At 53.7% G+C, this 17,658-nt stretch carries 22 protein-coding genes; 19 read left to right on the top strand and 3 right to left on the bottom strand.

The window, feature by feature from the left end:
* Positions 1-104 precede the first annotated feature (104 nt).
* Positions 105-2,294, top strand: coding sequence for a glutamine synthetase III (locus J4D97_RS09035; RefSeq protein ID WP_208307306.1), 2,190 nt, complete (start codon positions 105-107; stop codon positions 2,292-2,294).
* 216 nt (positions 2,295-2,510) lie between these two features.
* Here the strand turns inward: J4D97_RS09035 and J4D97_RS09030 are convergent, their stop codons facing one another.
* Positions 2,511-3,863, bottom strand: coding sequence for a phage integrase SAM-like domain-containing protein (locus tag J4D97_RS09030; RefSeq protein WP_208307305.1), 1,353 nt, complete (start codon positions 3,861-3,863; stop codon positions 2,511-2,513).
* A 149-nt stretch (positions 3,864-4,012) separates the two neighbouring features.
* On the opposite strand from J4D97_RS09030, the gene J4D97_RS09025 reads away from it, so the two are divergent.
* Positions 4,013-8,080 carry an NACHT domain-containing protein gene (locus J4D97_RS09025; protein WP_208307304.1) on the top strand — a complete coding sequence of 1,356 codons (4,068 nt, stop codon included), beginning with the start codon at positions 4,013-4,015 and terminating at the stop codon, positions 8,078-8,080.
* A gap of 100 nt (positions 8,081-8,180) precedes the next feature.
* Here the strand turns inward: J4D97_RS09025 and J4D97_RS09020 are convergent, their stop codons facing one another.
* The gene (locus tag J4D97_RS09020) at positions 8,181-9,584 is read right to left on the bottom strand and encodes a hypothetical protein (protein WP_208307303.1); all 1,404 of its coding nucleotides are present in this window, start codon (positions 9,582-9,584) and stop codon (positions 8,181-8,183) included.
* 189 nt (positions 9,585-9,773) lie between these two features.
* Positions 9,774-10,271: a helix-turn-helix domain-containing protein gene (locus tag J4D97_RS09015; protein WP_208307302.1), complete on the bottom strand. Its 498-nt coding sequence runs from the start codon at positions 10,269-10,271 to the stop codon at positions 9,774-9,776.
* A gap of 118 nt (positions 10,272-10,389) precedes the next feature.
* Here J4D97_RS09015 and J4D97_RS09010 point away from each other — a divergent pair, with 118 nt between their 5' ends.
* The 17 genes from J4D97_RS09010 to J4D97_RS08930 all read left to right on the top strand — a co-directional run bounded on the left by J4D97_RS09010 (position 10,390) and on the right by J4D97_RS08930 (position 17,624).
* Entirely contained in the window at positions 10,390-10,647 is a 258-nt protein-coding gene (locus J4D97_RS09010) for a hypothetical protein (RefSeq protein WP_208307301.1), read from the top strand.
* 53 nt (positions 10,648-10,700) lie between these two features.
* Complete coding sequence (locus J4D97_RS09005) at positions 10,701-10,961, top strand: hypothetical protein (RefSeq protein WP_208307300.1); 261 nt, start codon at positions 10,701-10,703, stop codon at positions 10,959-10,961.
* A gap of 19 nt (positions 10,962-10,980) precedes the next feature.
* Positions 10,981-11,289 carry a hypothetical protein gene (locus tag J4D97_RS09000; protein WP_208307299.1) on the top strand — a complete coding sequence of 103 codons (309 nt, stop codon included), beginning with the start codon at positions 10,981-10,983 and terminating at the stop codon, positions 11,287-11,289.
* Positions 11,290-11,297: 8 nt separating this feature from the next.
* Positions 11,298-11,612: a hypothetical protein gene (locus J4D97_RS08995; RefSeq protein ID WP_208307298.1), complete on the top strand. Its 315-nt coding sequence runs from the start codon at positions 11,298-11,300 to the stop codon at positions 11,610-11,612.
* Positions 11,612-11,995, top strand: a complete 384-nt coding sequence (locus J4D97_RS08990; RefSeq protein ID WP_208307297.1) for a hypothetical protein — start codon at positions 11,612-11,614, stop codon at positions 11,993-11,995. Before J4D97_RS08995 ends, J4D97_RS08990 begins: the two co-directional genes overlap by 1 nt.
* Entirely contained in the window at positions 11,992-12,345 is a 354-nt protein-coding gene (locus J4D97_RS08985) for a helix-turn-helix domain-containing protein (RefSeq protein WP_208307296.1), read from the top strand. Before J4D97_RS08990 ends, J4D97_RS08985 begins: the two co-directional genes overlap by 4 nt.
* Positions 12,346-12,382: 37 nt before the next feature.
* On the top strand, positions 12,383-12,625 hold the full coding sequence (locus J4D97_RS08980) for a hypothetical protein (protein WP_208307295.1): 243 nt from the start codon (positions 12,383-12,385) through the stop codon (positions 12,623-12,625).
* A gap of 4 nt (positions 12,626-12,629) precedes the next feature.
* Positions 12,630-12,815: a hypothetical protein gene (locus J4D97_RS08975; RefSeq protein WP_208307294.1), complete on the top strand. Its 186-nt coding sequence runs from the start codon at positions 12,630-12,632 to the stop codon at positions 12,813-12,815.
* A 65-nt stretch (positions 12,816-12,880) separates the two neighbouring features.
* Positions 12,881-13,048: a hypothetical protein gene (locus J4D97_RS08970; RefSeq protein WP_208307293.1), complete on the top strand. Its 168-nt coding sequence runs from the start codon at positions 12,881-12,883 to the stop codon at positions 13,046-13,048.
* Between the two features lie 318 nt (positions 13,049-13,366).
* Positions 13,367-14,716: a hypothetical protein gene (locus J4D97_RS08965; protein WP_208307292.1), complete on the top strand. Its 1,350-nt coding sequence runs from the start codon at positions 13,367-13,369 to the stop codon at positions 14,714-14,716.
* Between the two features lie 23 nt (positions 14,717-14,739).
* A complete protein-coding gene (locus J4D97_RS08960; RefSeq protein ID WP_208307291.1) occupies positions 14,740-15,048 on the top strand; it encodes a hypothetical protein in 309 nt (102 codons plus the stop codon).
* Positions 15,045-15,308, top strand: coding sequence for a hypothetical protein (locus tag J4D97_RS08955; RefSeq protein ID WP_208307290.1), 264 nt, complete (start codon positions 15,045-15,047; stop codon positions 15,306-15,308). Before J4D97_RS08960 ends, J4D97_RS08955 begins: the two co-directional genes overlap by 4 nt.
* Positions 15,305-15,517: a hypothetical protein gene (locus tag J4D97_RS08950; protein WP_185283804.1), complete on the top strand. Its 213-nt coding sequence runs from the start codon at positions 15,305-15,307 to the stop codon at positions 15,515-15,517. The genes J4D97_RS08955 and J4D97_RS08950 overlap by 4 nt, the downstream gene beginning before the upstream one ends.
* Positions 15,514-15,930 (top strand): hypothetical protein, encoded by a 417-nt coding sequence (locus tag J4D97_RS08945; protein ID WP_208307289.1) that lies wholly within the window; start codon positions 15,514-15,516, stop codon positions 15,928-15,930. Before J4D97_RS08950 ends, J4D97_RS08945 begins: the two co-directional genes overlap by 4 nt.
* Before the next feature lies 1 nt (position 15,931).
* Positions 15,932-16,129: a hypothetical protein gene (locus J4D97_RS08940; RefSeq protein ID WP_208307288.1), complete on the top strand. Its 198-nt coding sequence runs from the start codon at positions 15,932-15,934 to the stop codon at positions 16,127-16,129.
* 211 nt (positions 16,130-16,340) lie between these two features.
* A complete protein-coding gene (locus tag J4D97_RS08935; RefSeq protein ID WP_208307287.1) occupies positions 16,341-16,958 on the top strand; it encodes a hypothetical protein in 618 nt (205 codons plus the stop codon).
* Positions 16,959-17,624 carry a hypothetical protein gene (locus J4D97_RS08930; RefSeq protein ID WP_208307286.1) on the top strand — a complete coding sequence of 222 codons (666 nt, stop codon included), beginning with the start codon at positions 16,959-16,961 and terminating at the stop codon, positions 17,622-17,624.
* Positions 17,625-17,658 lie beyond the last annotated feature (34 nt).

Genomic DNA, 17,658 nt, shown 5'->3' with positions numbered 1-17,658 from the left:
GGTGAAAAAATAAGGGGGTATAGGTTTGGTATTTAGAAAAATGCTGCTTTACCTTTGCTAACACCACCCGTCATCAGCCAAACGTATCCTGTTTAACTTCTTACATGGCCATTCTTCGTTTCAAAGCTCTTGAATTAGCTGACACGCGTCAGCCGCTGCCGGTCTTCACTTCCGCCGAGCGCCGTTCCGATAACTTCGGTAAAAACGTCTTTAATCTGGATGCGATGCGGGCAAACATGCCCGGCGAGTATTTCAAGAAGCTTCAGAATGCCATCAAGCAGGGTGCCGCCGTGGAGCGTTCCGTGGCCGATGCGGTAGCAGCGGCTATGAAGACCTGGGCTATGGCCAAGGGTGCTACGCACTACACGCACTGGTTTCAGCCACTCACGGGTTCCACTGCCGAGAAGCACGACTCGTTTTTCGATCTGAACTCCGACGGGCGGCCCATTGAGAATTTCAAAGGCTCGGCGCTGGTACAGCAGGAGCCCGATGCTTCGTCGTTCCCCAACGGCGGCATCCGCAATACCTTCGAGGCCCGCGGCTATACCGCTTGGGACCCTACCTCGCCTGCCTTCATCATCGAAACAGCTGGTGCCAAAACGCTTTGCATTCCCACGATTTTCGTGGCCTACACCGGTGAAGCACTCGACTATAAGGCCCCGCTGCTGAAGTCGCTGGCTGCCCTGGAAAAAGCCGCCGTTGACGTTTGCCAATATTTTGACAAGGATGTGCAGCGCGTAAACACCACGCTGGGCATCGAGCAGGAGTATTTCCTGGTAGACAAGGCGCTGTTCAACGCCCGCCCCGACCTGGTGCTGACCGGCCGCACGCTGTTCGGCCACGCGCCGGCCAAGGGCCAGCAGCTTGAAGACCACTACTTTGGCTCTATCCCGAGCCGGGTGCACGCCTTCATGCTGGACTTTGAGGAGGAAGCCAACAAGCTGGGTATTCCGTTGCGTACCCGTCACAACGAGGTAGCCCCCAACCAGTTTGAGTGCGCGCCTACCTTCGAAGATGCGAACCTCGCCGTCGACCACAACCAGCTCCTGATGGACATCATGGATCGGGTGGCCGAGAAGCACGATCTGAAAGTGCTCCTGCACGAGAAGCCATTTGCTGGTGTAAACGGCTCGGGCAAGCACAACAACTGGGCAATGAGCACCGATACGGGCGTTAACCTGCTCGCACCTGGTCGCAAGCCCAAAGAAAACCTGCAATTCCTGACGTTCTTCGTCAACGTAATTAAGGCTGTACACACCCACGGTGCACTGCTGCGTGCCAGCATCGCCTCGGCCAGCAACGACCACCGCCTGGGTGCCAACGAAGCCCCGCCGGCCATCATGTCGGTATTCGTAGGCTCGATGCTGGACTCGGTGCTCGACGAATTAGAGCGTACGGCCAAAGTGCCACTCGATAAAGGCGACAACATCTACCTGAAACTGGGCATCGACAAGATTCCGGCTATCCTACTCGATAACACCGACCGGAACCGTACGTCGCCCTTCGCCTTCACCGGCAACAAGTTTGAGCTGCGGGCGGTGGGGTCTTCGGCCAACTGCTCGTCGGCCATGACTACCCTAAACGCCGTAGTAGCCGATCAGCTGATCGAGTTCAAGAAATCAGTGGATGAACTGATTGAGCAAGGTAAAAAGAAGGAAGTTGCTATCGTAGACGTACTGCGCGACTACGTGATTTCCTCTAAAGCCATCCGTTTCGAAGGCAACGGTTACTCGCAGGAGTGGGAAGATGAAGCCGCTCGCCGCGGTCTGCCCAACGTGCGCACCACGCCCCAGGCGCTGGACGCCCTGGTAACCGCCGACGCCGAAGCACTGTTTGCCCGCCACGGTATCTTCTCGACGGTAGAGCTGCACGCCCGCCACGAGATTCTGTTGGAGGAGTACATCAAGAAGATTCAGATTGAAGGCCGTACGATGGGTGACCTGGCCATCAACCACATCATCCCGACGGCCGTAGCCTACCAAACCAAGCTCATCGAGAACGTGCGCGGCCTGCGCGAACTGGGCCTCGACGACGAGCACTCGCAGGTGACGGTAGACACCATTAAAGCTATTTCGCGCCACATCAGCACTATCAAAACTGAGGTGGATGCGATGACTAACAGCCGCAAAGTAGCCAACAAGCTGGAAGATACGCACGCACGGGCTATTGCCTACTGCGATACAGTGAAAGCACATTTCGACACCATCCGCCGCTCTACCGATAAGCTAGAGCTGATGGTGGCCGATGAGGACTGGCCGCTGGTGAAGTACCGCGAACTTTTGTTCCGGCACTAATATCAGCAGCACAGAACCAAACCGAAGTTGGGTGGGAATTTTCTTCGGTTTTGGTTTCGAAAAGGGCGTTCCGGGTGGGGCGCCTTTTTTTTTGACCCTGCTATAGGGGATTACACAAAAAAGCCTCATACGTAACGCATGAGGCTTTTTTGTTAACTACGTAAAACTGTGTAAAGTGAGCGATAACACAATTCTGCCCCAAAATCTGCCCCAAAATTAGGCCACCCGACGCGCCGTTTTGCGGTACGCTTCGATCAGCTCCTGCTCGTCAATGCCCAGGTAGCGGTTGAAGCTGCGCTCGGTTTGGTGCCCGGTGGCCAGCATCACCTGCGCCTTGGGCACGCCCTGGTAAATTTTTAGGGTGGCGAAGGTCTTGCGGCCGATGCGGCTGGTGAGCTTGACCCGCTTGAGGCCCGAGAGCCGCTGCAGGTGGGGGAGGTAGCGCTCCAGCTGCCGCACGTAGGGTAGGCACGTGGCCAGGTCCTGGTCGGCATAGCTCTCCACGAGGGAAACGGGCTTGAACACGTCGTCGTCGAAGTAGGGGATGACGCAGAGCACGCCGGTCTTGCTGGCGCGGATACGCGCTACCTCACCGGCCAGGTGCTCGGGGGCCAGGCGGTCGGCGTCTCCCAGGCGCAGCCCGAAGTAGCAGCACTGGAGTAACTTGTCGCGGGTATGCTGCAGGCGCTCTAGGTGCTGGGCATGCGTGAGTAGGTTGCGGCCGCCGCGGTGGTCAGCCGACGCGCGCGGGCGCTCAACCAGGTGCAGGTCTACGTAAGCGTGCACGGCGGGCGTATCCAGGTCCAGCGCGGCCAGCGTCAGCAGCTCGCGCTGGGTGAGAGCGTCGACGCCCTGGTAATTCTCGGGCGACTCAAACTTACGGTAGCGCCGGTTGACGGTAATATCCTGATCCTCGGCCCAGCTCAGAAAGGACTTGAGGCGCTTGATGTGGTCGCCGAAGGTGTTGATGCTGTGGCCCCGCACGTCGAGCACGTAGTCCCGAAACGCGGCGTAGAAGGCCGGCGACATGTCGGCAAACGTGAGCGGGGTGCCCTGGTGCGCGGCCAGGCGTTGCAGTTCGTTGCGGGTGCGGCGCAGGGCCGTTACGGTCTTCTTATTCAGCCGCCGCCCACTGGCCAGAGAAATCTTGCGGGCCTGATGCTCCAGCCACTCGTCCATGGTAGCTAGAAATTCGGGTGCCTGCGGGGCCAGTGGGGGCAAACCGGGGCCTCCCTCCGGCTCGGCGTCGATGCCTGCGGCCAGCAGGGCGTAGCGCCGCAGGATTTCCGCCTTCATCTCGGGCGGTGTGAGCTGCCGGCCGCGGGCCAGCGCGTCCTGATAGGCGCCCTTGCCGGCTTTGGTCCAGTTTTCCAGTACCAGGTTGCGCTGGGTAGCGTAGGCGTTGGGCTTATCCTTTACTTCCTGTTTCTTCTCGTTCCAGTGGGCCTGATGGCACTTCTCACTGGAGGCTAGGCGCAGGCGGTGGCCATTCCAGCAGAAGACTACTCGAATAGAGGCAATGCCATTTTTACCTATTGCGTCGCGCCGAAATTCACGAGTAACTACCATAGCAGGCAAGTATAAGCAGAAGCGCCCGCTACTGTATAATCAGTGCACCATGATACAGGTAAACGAGTACCATTTCTGCGTACTTTCTATATGTGAAATGCCTTACCTTGCTTATAGTTTCATTACTACATTAAGCATTCGTATTTCTCATGCCAGAATATAATTTTGAAAGGCTAAGCGATAAGGAGTTTGAACGATTAGCAACAGCGCTTTGCGCAGAATATATTATTCCAGGTCTTCGGATATATGGTTCCGGTACGGATGGTGGTCGGGAAGCCATCTATGAGGGCAAAATGAATTATCCGTCTGTTGCTTCGCCATGGGATGGGTATCTTGTGGTGCAGTGCAAGCAGAAGCAGTCACGTGGCGCGACGCCAAAAGAGGAGGGGCAATGGGCACTATCTCAGTTGAATGCTGAGATGGAGAAATACAAAACTGCGAAAAAGACTAGGCGTATTCCTGACTACCTACTCTTCATTACAAACGCGCAACTATCAGCACAATTAAAGACGGGCGGCAAGGATAAGTTTGCTAAACAACTCGATATCTGGGCACAGGAACTTGGTATTAAAGGCGTTGATTTCTGGGACCGGGATAAGCTCAGTAATTTGCTTGATAGCCAGCAGAAAATAGCTCAGCGCTTTGGTATGCTACATGATGGTGACCTGCTACACTATGCTGCACAGGCTGCACTGGCAGACCGGGACGAGATAGAAACGACCCTCTCTATGTTCTTACAAGAAGAACTACGAGCAGATCAGTACGTGAACCTAGCGCAGGCAGGGCACACGAATGATGATCGTACACCTCTAGCAAGGGTTTTTGTTGATTTGCACGCCGTTAACCAAAATGATCGAGGACGCAGTTTCTTTGTCGTTAATACAGTTCAAAGTGAGTCTGATCGACCTATTTATCCGACACTTCTTGAACAAGAGCGGCGTGCTATTGAAGAAGAACAACGTAGAATAGAAGAGGCACAAGATGCAGTTAGCGAGACTAAATACGCCATTGATGAAAATGATTTATCGGAAGACGATGACATAGAAGATACAGAAGTTCTAAGCCCAGAAGAAATAGCGGAACTCGAAGAGATGCAGTCACATCTACCTGAGTTTCCTGTTTGGCGTGATAGTTCTCGCTTTGTTATAATTGGTGGGCCAGGTCAAGGCAAGAGTACTCTTGCCCAACAATTAGCACAAAGGCATAGAGCCGCTTTGCTTAGAGCAAATGCTACTAGGAAAATTGATGTAGAAACAGAGCGAATTCTTCGAATTATTGAGGATGCTGCTACTGAGTCAGGTATAGGTCTTCCTAATCATCCACGCTGGCCTTTCCGGGTAATTTTAGAACAGTTCGCAGACAAGCTAGCTACTGGTGAAGTGACTTCTGTACTAGAGTACATCTCGTTTTTGGTTCGCAGAAGAACAAAAAGAGAATTCACTCGGCGAGATGCAGAACAGCTATTAGCTACTACTCCCTGGTTTGTCGCGTTTGATGGATTGGATGAAGTACCAGCAGTAAGCAATCGATTAGATGTTTTAGATGCTGTTAGAAGATTCTTATTAGAAGCACAGGATAAAGATGCTGATCTATTAGTAATAGCGACAACTCGACCACAAGGATATGAGGGCGACTTCGGAGAGTCACGATTTAATCATCTTATCCTAAGAACATTCTCTAGAGAGGAGGCATTAGCTTACGCTAAAAAGTTTGTAGAAACTAAGTACGCTAACGAGCAAGACCGGCAAGAGCGTATTATGCATCGCCTTGAAACGGCTGCACAGGAAGAAGCTATTGTGCGTTTGATGCAAACACCTTTACAGGTGACAATCATGTCTGCATTAGTTGATTTGGTTGGGAATCCCCCACGCGAGCGTTATGTTTTATTTAATCGCTATTACGAAATTATTTACCAACGCGAGCAGGAAAGAGGATTAAAATTATCTGATGTTTTAGCCCGATATAGATCGGGAATTGAGATTTTACACGACCGTATTGGTCTCTTGCTACAGATAGAAGCGGAGTCCGTTGGTAAGTCTCAGAGTAGAATAACTCGTGCCCGTTTGGAGTCGCTGGTTCACAACTATCTTGTGACAGAAGAGTTGGAAGGGGAGGCGTTAATGAGAACAAAGGCAGATTTCATGGATGTGGCGCTGCATCGTCTTGTGTTCATAGTACCATTAGAGGATGAGCGATATGGCTTTGAAGTCCGTTCATTACAAGAGTTTTCTGCTGCACGTGCTTTAATGAGGGGGGAGTATTCTGTTATTAAAAATCGTCTACGTCGTATTGCAACAATACCATACTGGCGTAATACAATGTTATTTGCAGTAGGAAGGGCATTCGCTGAGCAAAATGAACCATTGTGTGATATGATAACACACTTATGCTGGGAATTAAATGATGATACAGAAAATATATTATTTTACCGTACACTAGCAGGTTCGCGTTTAGCAGCTGATATTCTTGAAGATGGCGTAGTAGAGTGGAGACCTCGTTACAGGCGATTATTCTACGAAACATTACTTCGACTTTTACATCTTCCTCAATTACAATCAGCAACTCGGCTAGCCAAGCTTTATACAGTAAATGATGAGAATAGATATAATGAAGCTGTATATGCTACGACTAGTAACAGTATAGGTGTTCCCTATGGAGTACTTATCACTTTAGGAGTTTTAGTGCATAGAGGAAGAGGGCCTGCTTGGTCTAAGCAATTATTTCAAAGATTTTGGCCTACTGACTTAGAGGATGAACAAGCAATTCTCGAACAAGTATACAAGTGGTTATCATGGGATGACTGGACAATTGAAAGAATCACACAGGTAGCACGCGTGAGTGATATAGATTGGGTTATACAAAATTTAGATAAAAATTATACTCCTATTAAATGGATTCGTGATGCACAGATCATTAATCAAATGAGAACAGCAGATATACTATTTTCAGGTAAAAAACCAATACTTGCATATCAAATGAAATCCATGTTTGTTAAGGAAGAAGTATTGGACCGTATACAGAAAGCAGATCCAATACACCCTAGCTGGTTATTGCTGACGGCGGGCCGTAATTTTTTACTCAATCCTACGCCTGAGTCACTCGCTGAAATTATAGAAATAACAGCCGAAAAAGGCCACCTATTAGAAACTAGTAATTTGCCTTGGCAATTAGCTAGTGTGCTTAGCGGCTCAGACACTACAGAAGAATTGTTGCATCATGCTCAACGAGCGCGTAAAGGGGAACTAGGCACAGTTAAGGATTGGAAAGAGGCCGAAAGTAGATTAGAAAGTAAAGGGTTCACCATTGATGATCTATGTGCTATTTCTGATGCGGAGTGGCCATTTACGGCAGATATAGCTCGTGTAGGTATGCAACCAACAGGTAACTTTAGATTGTTCGATAGAGTTGATCCTGGTAACGAAACCCTTCTTTTATTATTAGAAGCATTTAATAAAATGACTTCTAATCGTTATAAGCATTCTATAGCTGGAAATATATTTTTTATAGCTGGCTACACTTACGAGTCAGATATTACCTTGAGGATACCTTTGGATACAATCAAAATATTGTCTATAAATACTAATTGGTATGTACATATAAACTATATACTAAGCATGATCGATTTAGATATAGACTATATAGCCGAGGTAGAAACTCTAGATATAATAGGAAGTCGGATTAGTACGCTTGATAATTTTGAAGATGTACTAAAGCCAATTAGTCATAAACGTCAGGCAGTAGCTGAGAATTTAGTGCCTATCCTTGGTAAAAAGAAAGTTCGAGAAGGTATATTAAGATTTATAGCCTCATTAGTAGTAACTGGCGCAGAGGTAGATATACCTCTTATTGATGTAGATACATTATCTACGTCAGGTCGTGTAGCGTACGCTGCTATCAACTTATATAGTAACAACCCTAAGTTAAATATTGATAGCTTATCACAGCTAGTATTGGATGTGTGGACATACAAAAACCCACAGACAGGATTGGAAGATATGCCACGAATAATGCATAGTTTGCTAGAAACAGCTCCTTTGTCTGGATATGTCATAGAAGTACTTGAAAAAATATATCCGAGCAATATTATAGGTATGAAGATGAAAGCGAAGCTTATGGATGCATTTATAACTCAATTTCAATATCATAATAGTGCTTTAAATAATCCAGCGTTCGAAAAAGAATTATCAATGTCTTGGCTTTTTGAATTAAATAATTAGGAATACTTTTTCAAAAAAAGCTCGCACTAACAATAGTGCGAGCTTTTTTTGAAAAAGTATTTATTAAGGTTATGAAAAAAATGATCAATATATTTGCATTCTATTCTTCATTTGAATCTAACTTACTAAAGCCAGGTCTCCCTTTCTCTACAATAGCTTCAAAAAATAAGTATCGTAAATATTCTTTAGCATCTATATTTTTTTCAGGTACAACAAGATTCAATTTATTTACGAGTCGTAGAAGCTCCTCGATATTTTCTATGGTTTCAGGTAACTTGCTTTGTAATTCTGACTTGTATTTTCCTAAGGTGCTTACATTTTGTAGTGCATCTATTTTATTCGAAATTAGTATTCTTATCATTTCTAAACTTTTTAAATCTGGCGCTACTGATAAATCTGAATAAATTAGTTTCTCTACTCTTTCAACTGCTTCCACGATATCCATTTTGGATAATGCCTTTTTTGGAGTTTCGTTATGTTTAATTGAGCTAATTAGATACTTGAGCCTATTTGGTCTTGGTGTAAGATATATGTCATTAGTTGTGCTTGAGTCATCAGCAGCTTCATCTTCATCAAACTCGTCTTCATATTCCAAAAAATCATCAATTATTTCATCATCATCATTATTATTATTATTGTCTGTATCATTCTCTTTATTATCATATACAATAGCGCATACACCAGAGTATTTTACGGCTCCTTTTCTTATTTCACTATTCCTTAATTCGATTATGAATTTAACATCACCGAGAGGAGTGTGTTCTAACTTACCAATTTTCTCAAAAAAGACTCTAATCTTAGATTCAGTGTGTTCAGCCTTGCTTAAGATATATTCATCGCCAGTGCTAATAGAAAGGCGGTGAATAGCAACTAAAATTGCAAAAACAGAAAGTTTGATATTGTAATCCTTGTATCTATCGGTCGATGTTATCGCTCTATAATAATATTTATTAGTTTCTAAATTTTTTATTATACGATATTTAAATTCGTGCTGATCCTTCTCTGTGTAACTAGCGTTGTATATAGATCTGACCTCCTCTAAGTCAGTATATACCATGTCAATGCGCGAATGTGTAATCAGTTTTTTTGCATACTTACTCATGCTACCTGTTTTCTCCAGGAAGTCAGATTGAGCGTCATATGCAGGAGAAGCAATGAATAAGCCTCTACTGCTTTCAGTATCATCAAACTTTATATCTATATCTTCCTCATGGTATTCACTAGTTCTATCTGGCCGCTCAAATACTAGGTTTTCGTAACGACATCTTAAATCAAATTTTTCATATAAACTATCTGTCATAAGTACAGAATTTACCAACGATGTTGCCCCAGGAATAGCTATAAAAGCACCATCTAGATCTTCTACTTTTAAGGCAGCTAAAATATCTTCTTTATACTCACTGTCTTCAAGTAATACCAACGCATCTGAGATATTTATTCCAGTGTCTTCTGTTGGAATGGTTTTAAAAGAAAGCTTTTTAGGTTTTGGCTTGAAATCACTCATATCCTAACTATGTAATAATGGGTTAGAGGCGAAGGACGTGTCGCCCCATCACGCTGAGAACCGGAATTCAAATAGAAGAATCATCTATACTGTACTGTACAGCTCTCAAAGTACTAAGTAAGAGAGAAATTGGATATGTACTAGTATGACGACTTAATAAGTTAGCGGGATATTTCTATTTTATGAATTTTAATTAGGCCGATTATGCCCACCCCGCAGCAATACCAGCATTTCTTCTTTCGCGGCAACCAGGGCTTGTGCTAACTCTAGCTGCTGGCGGAGGCTGGCCACCTCGGCGCGGGCTACGTCGCGCTCGGCTTTGTAGCCGTCGCGCTCCTTCTCGCAATCTGCGATGCTGTAATTGTTCTGGGTCGCTTTGCCACCGGCAATATTCACGGCGTTCTTTTTCCCAGAAACGCTGGTCTGAGTAGGTGGTGCAGCGCCATCGTCTTTGAACGGTTCACCCTCTCCAAGCAGTAACCATGTTGGATTGACGCGGCTAAAATGACGCAGTATACTTTCTAGGTAGTCAGAATTAGGTTTAGTGCCCTTTGCAAGGTAATTGCGTGTATTAGTATCACTTACACCTAACGTTGCACTGAAAGCCCTAATGCTTAAACCTAGGTTTTCGATAAGAAAATTTAGTCGCTGATTTATAGTCTCTTGCGTCATATTTGTCGCATTCATGCGAATTATCTGCAAATAATGCGCGCCATATTATTCGCACTGTCGTATGTTTGTGCAGTGTACAGTACCAAACGATTGCAAGAAAGCAATTCGTGGGTGAATTGTGCCAAACACGAACATGACTGAGCGTCAGAAATACCTGCGGCTGCTGTCCATTGTCATTGAGGACTTGCCCACCAGCGCCATAGATACGGCCGTGCGGGCGGGCTACGAGGCCCCTACCTCCATGCTGGCCAATGTGCGCATCGGGCGAGTGATGAACCTAGAGCACCTGGTGGCGCTCGTCCGCTATGGCCTACCCGAGTATCAAATTCCTGAGGAACTGCTGCCGGCTACCCCGGCCCGCCTCGGCGCGCCCATGGTGTTCGACCTGTAAGCATCTCTCTTCTCGGTAGCCCGCCTACCCCAAATACCTTTTCCACACACAGTATGCACCTCAATACCGACCCCCAGGCGCCGGCCAAACGCCCTTGCCTACGCGATTTGGCTACCCTCACCGCCACGCTGCTACCCCCGGCGCTGGTGATGCTCGCCCCGCTGCCCGAGCTAGAGCGCCGCTGCCGCGAAATCGACACCACCCACCCGCAGTACCGCGAGGAAACGCCCCTAGTGCTGGCCTACGAGCATCGCCGGCGCGGCCAGCTCAGTGGTCAATTGCGCGTGGCCCACCGTCAGGAAGATGTTGCTTAACCCTTTACCCCATAAGACGATGCCCGAGAACATGACCCGCGCCGAGCACCTACAATGGGCCAAGGACCGCGCCCTGGCCTACCTCGAACCCCCGAAGCCCCGCCACCCGTCGCAGGTGGGGGCATACATCAAGGAGAAGTATCGGATCAGCCGTGCGCCGGTGAATGCCGACCAACTCCGCGACGCCTGGGCCAGCTTCGTGAGCGACCTGGGCAAGCATCCCGAAACGGCCAACCACCGGGCCATTGAGCTGGGTATGGTAGAGGCCCTAATGGGCGGTATGAGCACGGCGGACAAGGTGCGCCATTTCATTAACGGCACCAACTAGCCCACGCCATGGCCCCGAAACCGCTATTTCCGCCCGTTTCGCTCACCGATGCCCGCACCGGCAAGCGCCTGCGCATCCAGCAGTTGCCGGTAGGCGCGGCCCTGGTGCCCGCCCCGCAGCCTATCCTGGGCTATACCTACCAGCGCGGCCACCTCACCGTGTACGTGAACGGCCCCATGCCCCCGGAGCTGCGCACTGCTCACCAGGAAGGTACTACCGACCAGGAGGTACTGCTGGTGGAGCGGCTGCCCGCCGGCATCCAAGAAATTGATTGGACCGACTGCCGGCGCGAGTTCCGCCTGCTCTTACCCGACGCCGCCTAATGGAAGCGCTGCCCGGCCCCCGCGACCTCGGCCCCTCGGTAGGCAAACTCCTGCGCAAGCTGGGCTTTCAGGTGTGGGAGCAGCCCACCTCCGTGCCCAGCCTCTCGCTGGTAACGGGCACCTGGACGGGCCTCACGGGCGAGCAGTTCAGCTTCCAGTACGCTCACCATCACCCCGCCGGCGGCCCCGTGGCCTGGGCCGCGTGCAGCATGGGCGTGCTCGCGCCCGGTGCCCACCAGCCCGCCGTGTGCTTTACCAATACCCAGGTGCGCCGCCTGCGCGAAGTGCGCCTGCTGCTGCTCGGCAACGACCTGTTTGCCGCCGCCCGCCAGCGCCGGGCGGCCGCCATCTCTTGTGTTCCCGCTTCACCCGCTCAGCTATGACCCGCGACGAATTAGCCACTGTAGGATACATCAACGACTGCTTCCAGGCCGTACTGGCCCGCCTCGACCAGCCCGGCGCCGGTGCCGCGAGCCCGGCCGGTGGGCCGCCCCAGCTCTTGAGCATCGAGCAGGTAGCGCAGGAGTGCGGCGTGCACCGCGCCACGGTGCAGCGCTGGATCAAGCAGGGCAAGCCCGGCCGCCACGGCGACACCGTGAAGCTGCGCGCCTACTACTTCTCCTCGGCCGAGCCGCGCATTCCCTGGCCCGCGCTGGCCGCCTTCGGCCAGGGCCTCGACTTCGACTTAACCACGCTCGACCGCGGCGCCCCCAACATGCGCCTGGCGGGCTGATACTGCCAGTTTTACCCCTCAAATACCTTTTCCACTGATGCTTTACGACACGCTCACCCCCGACCAGCTCATGGCTCTCACCAGCGAGCAACTCCGCGCCATCATCCGCCAGATTGGCCAGCGCATGAACCAGCTCCACGACCAGGCGCAGCAACGGCTGCCCGACGAGCAGCGCGAGCTGCTCTCGGCCGAGTGGCGCAGCATTGCGCAGGTGCGCAAGCTGCTCTACGCCCGCCTGCAGGAGCTGGGCGAGGACGCCTTCCTGGCCCAAGCCGCCTAACGCCATGCCTACCCGCGCCATCCCCATTTACGTCGCCGACGCCAAGCTGCCCGAGTTTGCCCCCTTCGTCCGGCTGCTGGCCGAAAACCTGGAGTACCCCGTGCGCCTACTGGGCCTCTCGGAGTTGCCCGTACCTGCCCCCAAACGGCCCCAGCCGGGGCCACCGTCTGCTTCCCATGCCACTCACTAGCCACGTCTATGCCGCCAACGAACTCGAAGACCTCCACTGGCCTGGGCCGCGTCGGCAGCACGCTCGTGCTGCTCACACTCGCGCTGCTGGCCCTGCGCCTGCTCGGCGTGCCACCGTTCCAGTACTGGAGCTGGTGGCGCCTCACGGCTCCGTTGTGGGTGCCCTTTGTCAGCCTATTAGGGTTAGGGACGCTTATCGGATTCTCCCGGCTACGGCGGCCTGACGTGGACTAAGGATGGCGACTATCTACTCTACCCGACCTGAGCGCGGTCCGCCCGCGCCGAGCCCTGGGGCGCGATTCCGCCCGGCCTAGCCGGTGCGCGCCCTTGGGGCCACCACACAACCACTACACCTATACTTCCTGCCTGAATAGGGTGCTGCTTTTTACTCGTGGAAAAGGTATTTGACAGCTGCCGGCTTCGGTGCCGGCCAGGAAGCGGAGGGTCTGCAACCGTGCACGCCCGGCCGGGGTAGGGCCGCGAGTAGGGAATACCCGCCCACCGCGCCCGCCCGGCCACCTTTTCGCTTTCCGCCCAAAGCCCACCGTTCCTTTGCAAGTATCCCTGCAACTATTGCCCCTCGGCGCCTGCCTGCTGCGCTGGCACCACAAAGTCGACGCGCTCTGGCACCAGACGCCGCGCGTCACCTACACCCGCACCATCACCCAGGGCCCGCGCGCGGGTACTGAGGAAACGATCTGCCGCCGCGGCCAGCGCCTGGTGGTGGATGGGGCCAAGGCCACCGGCGAGGTGCTGCTCAAGTGGTACCGCAAGCGCGTGGAGCGCGCCCTCTACTCGTCCTTCCTGTTCGATACCATCGTGACCGATGAGGGCGTAGTGATGCCCTCCATTCTGGTGGACGCGCGTCTGCTCATGCAGCAGCGCAGCCTCACCGAGCGCACCATGCGCAACCACCTGGCCCAATTGTTGAAAATCGGCTTTATCCAGCGCAAGAAGTGGCACGGCCGCAAGCGGCAATTCGAGCTGTGGATAAACCCCGACTTTATTCTACAAACGGATAAAAAGGCGGTGGAAAAGCCCGTAGAGGCTGATTCTGGCGTATATCCAATTGGTGAGGTAATATCCACAAATGGTATAAAATTTCCGCCTAGAGAGCTTCCTGAACTTCAGAAAGATCTGAAATCTGAAATCGGGCAATGTGCAGAAATAGTAACGCCCGACCTCTCCGAAAAACCCTTTCAGGAAGCGGAGGGCCGCAACCAGGGCGTGGCGGCCCGGCAGGCGGCGAAAGCTGAAGCTGGGGGGCACGGCGCGGCCGCGGCGGCTCCGACGCCGCCCGCTCCGACGCCGCCCGCACAGACTGAAAAACAGGCCCAGTACGAGGCCTACGTCGTGTCGGCCTGGCTGCTGGCTAAGGCGCTGCTCTACCCCGAGCACCACTTCACCCCGCACCAGGAGCAGTTGGCGCTGGCGGCCATCCGCACCGGCGTCTACCGCGACTTCCACGACCCTAGCTTCGACTTTGCCCGCTACCACCAGGGCGTACTGCGCCGCCTGGAGCTGGTGGAAAAGCACTTCCAGAAGCACGCCGGCCGCTACTACGCCCCCATGCCCTGGGCCGAAATCGTGAAGGGTAGGGGCTATTTCGACTGGGAAAACGAGAAGGGCTTCCGCGGCACGATGAAGTGGCTGCTGGCCGACCAGCGCGCCGAGCACCTGGCCAAAGTCAACCGCACCATCCGCCAGGCCCTGGGCCAGCTCAAGCTGCGCCGCAAGCTGGATCGGGGCGAGAAAACCACTCGCAAGCCCGCCAAGCACATCCTGGCCACCACGCTCACGGCCCTCTACCAGCACCACGCTCAGGCCATCGAGCAGCTCGGCGGCCTGCCGGCCCTCAACAAGTTCAACCTGCAGGTGCAGACCCTGCTCAAGCGCAAGTAGCTCACCCCCAAAACCTTTTCCACATGCAACCGACCGTTTCTGCCAGTTCCCCCGGCGCGCCCGGCTACGCCACGCTCAAGTACAAGTCGCTAACCAAGGCCCGCGTCTACTTCGCCACGCCCGCGCCCGGCACACCCGGCCAGTGCGACTACTACAGCTTCGATACCAGCGGCCGCTACGAGGTGCAAGACCCGCGCGACTACGGCCTGCGCGGCCTAATGAAGATGATCGACAAGATGGGGGCGAAGGTGGCCCGCGCCATCATCTACGACAACCAGGCCCCCGGCCGGCCCGAAATCCTGCGCAAGGAGCGCGGCAGCTGGAACGGATGAGGCTGCGCGAGGGCGACATCATCCGCACCAGCTACGGCACCGGGCCCTACCGCATCCGCCAGCTTACGGCCGAGGGCCGGCGCCTGCACCTGGTGTGCGAGGATCTGCGGCCGGGCGTCGGCCGGGCCACGGCCTACCTCAACGACTTCGAGCAGCAGCCGGATGGCACCTGGCAACGCGTAGGCTCCACAGACCAACTATTTTTCATCGAGCGCCCGGCCCCGCGGCCCGGCACGCAGTTCGACCTATTCGAGCAATGACTGAGCTAGACGCTGAAACCACCTCGTGGGTCAGGTTCTACACGAGCTTCTTCACCGAGTACGCACTCCGCAACGACCTACAGCAGATGCAGGAGCGCACCCGCTGGTTCTCCTACGGCCGTGAGCAGGAGCGGGAGCCCCGCATGGTGGCCGCGCAGCACATCCTGGAAAACCTCCATGTCTACACGCTACCGATCCCAAGGCCATGATGGAGGCCATGAACCTGCGCCACCTCGACCAGAGAATTGATGTTGAGCGGTATGAGGCGCTGGCGCTGAAACAGTCGCTGGAGCACTACCTCTACCACCTGGCGCAGCAAAGCAGCGCGCGCGGTCTGAGCACCGACGAGGCCCTGCGCCTCAAGCCGGCCACCCGCCTGCTCACGCGCCTAGGCAAGATGTTTACCGGCACCTGGCCCAGGTATGGGATGAAACGCTGCTTCCAGCACAGGCCGCGCACGTGGCAGTTGGAGTTCGATGAGCTGCTACTGCTGCGCACGCTCTATTTGGCCGGTGAATTGCCTGACGAGGGTCCGGGCAGTGCCCAGCGCCTGGCGCTCTGGAACCTGCTGGGCAAAATCGACCAGAAGGCGCAACGTCTCACCTCTTATTTCTCCCTATGATATGATTCTCTACGATACGCAAGTTGTTAAAGGACAGTTTGAAACCATGAGCGCCTTCGATCTGCGTGGCCTGCGCAGCAGTCGGCAGGAGGATGAGCTGCTATGTCGCCTGATTGATCGGGAGCTGGAATTTCGGGCCGATGTCTGCTCGGGTATACTCGATACGGAGTCGATGCAGGAGTACCTGGCCAGAGGCTGATCGGCAGCCAGGGGCCTACCGCGCAGGGGCAAGGACAGAGGTTTGGTATAGCTTTGGTAATTAGCTATATTGTAGAGTATATGATTCCTGTATAATTTCGAGAGCTAGTGCCGCTACCCTTACCCAGTCAATACCCCTTGGCGGTCCCCAGCGCCCGTCCTTTCCCGCTTTTCGCTACCTGGCTAGGTTTGAATCTTTCAAAGACAGACCGATGCTAAAGACACTGGATTTTCCCGTTAAGCCCCACGTGCGCAAGTACCTGCTATTGCACCTGGGCGTGGAGCCCTACGTGCTGAGCCCCAGCGGGCGCTTCGGCAAGATTCTGTTTCACTTGCTACGCCGCCAGGTGAAGGGCAAGCTCTGGCACGCGGGCAGCCGCGAGGGCTGCACCCAGACGCTGCAGGTGGACCTGCGCAACTTCCCCGTGCACCAGTACGGGCTGACGGAGCTGACCGACTACTCCATCTTCCAGTTCAACGACTTCGTGGACGAGACCCTGAAGGAGGAGCTCTACACCTGGATCCGCAACTTCGTGAACCGGCGCACCACCATCCGCGAGGTCATCCTCGACTTCATGGCCGGCTACGACCTGCTGGAGGAGGACATCCAGTTCGAGACTCTGCGCAAGGCCGTGCAGCGCAACGTGAACGTGAAGGAGCTGAAAAATAAGCGCCCGAAATCGGTAGGAAAAATGTCCCGCGAAAAGGTGGTTTTGTCCCAGGAATCGGTGGATTTGTCTCACAAACCGGTGGGTTTGTCCCGCTACGCCGACGTACTGGCTTTGCGTCAGCAACTTATGCAGACGCCGCTCACGCTCTTCGCGCGCTAAATGGCCTTCGCATTCGACCCTTTCGGCCCGCGCAACCTCTACAACGCGGCAGCCGGCGAAGACAACCTCGGTGGCCTGGCCGCGGTGTGGTACACGCCGGCCAGCAACTTCCGCAGCTGGCCTACCCTGGGTGAGTTGCGCATCGCCGCGCTCGATCTGGTGGAGGGCGCCGCCTGGTACCAGCTGCTGAGCACGCGCGGCTCATTGAGCTACGACCAGAAGCCGAAGACCCTGGCCCGGCAGGGCACCGTGCAGACCCAGAAGCTGGCGGGCGCCATTCCGCGCCACGCGGCCGAACTCGCCGCGGGCCTGGAGCCGCTGCCCGCCGGCCAGTACGTGGCGCTCTACCGCGACCTGAACGGCCAGGTGCAGCTAGTGGGCACGCCCACCGAGCCCCTGGAGCTGAGCTACGCGTACTCGGCCGGCACGGAATCCCGCCGCAATGGCTACGACTGGACGCTGCAGGGCGAGACGGTGCGTGTGGCGCGGCCCTACCTGGGCTCCTGGCTCGTATCGGAGCGCGGGCTGGAGCTGGGCGAGTTGCAAGGCACGGGCGACGGGTCGGTGCAGCTGCGCACAGTAGGGGGACAGTTGCTGGCCACGGTGCCAGCCGGCAAGTCCATTATCCTCAAATCGGGCTTTAAGCTCGGCTACGAGATAGTCTAGTCCTTTTTATAGGGTGGGGGAGCGGGCAGCTTTG

The organism is Hymenobacter defluvii (assembly GCF_017589435.1).
Taxonomy (GTDB): domain Bacteria; phylum Bacteroidota; class Bacteroidia; order Cytophagales; family Hymenobacteraceae; genus Hymenobacter; species Hymenobacter profundi.
This window is presented reverse-complemented; position numbering and strand designations above follow the sequence as displayed.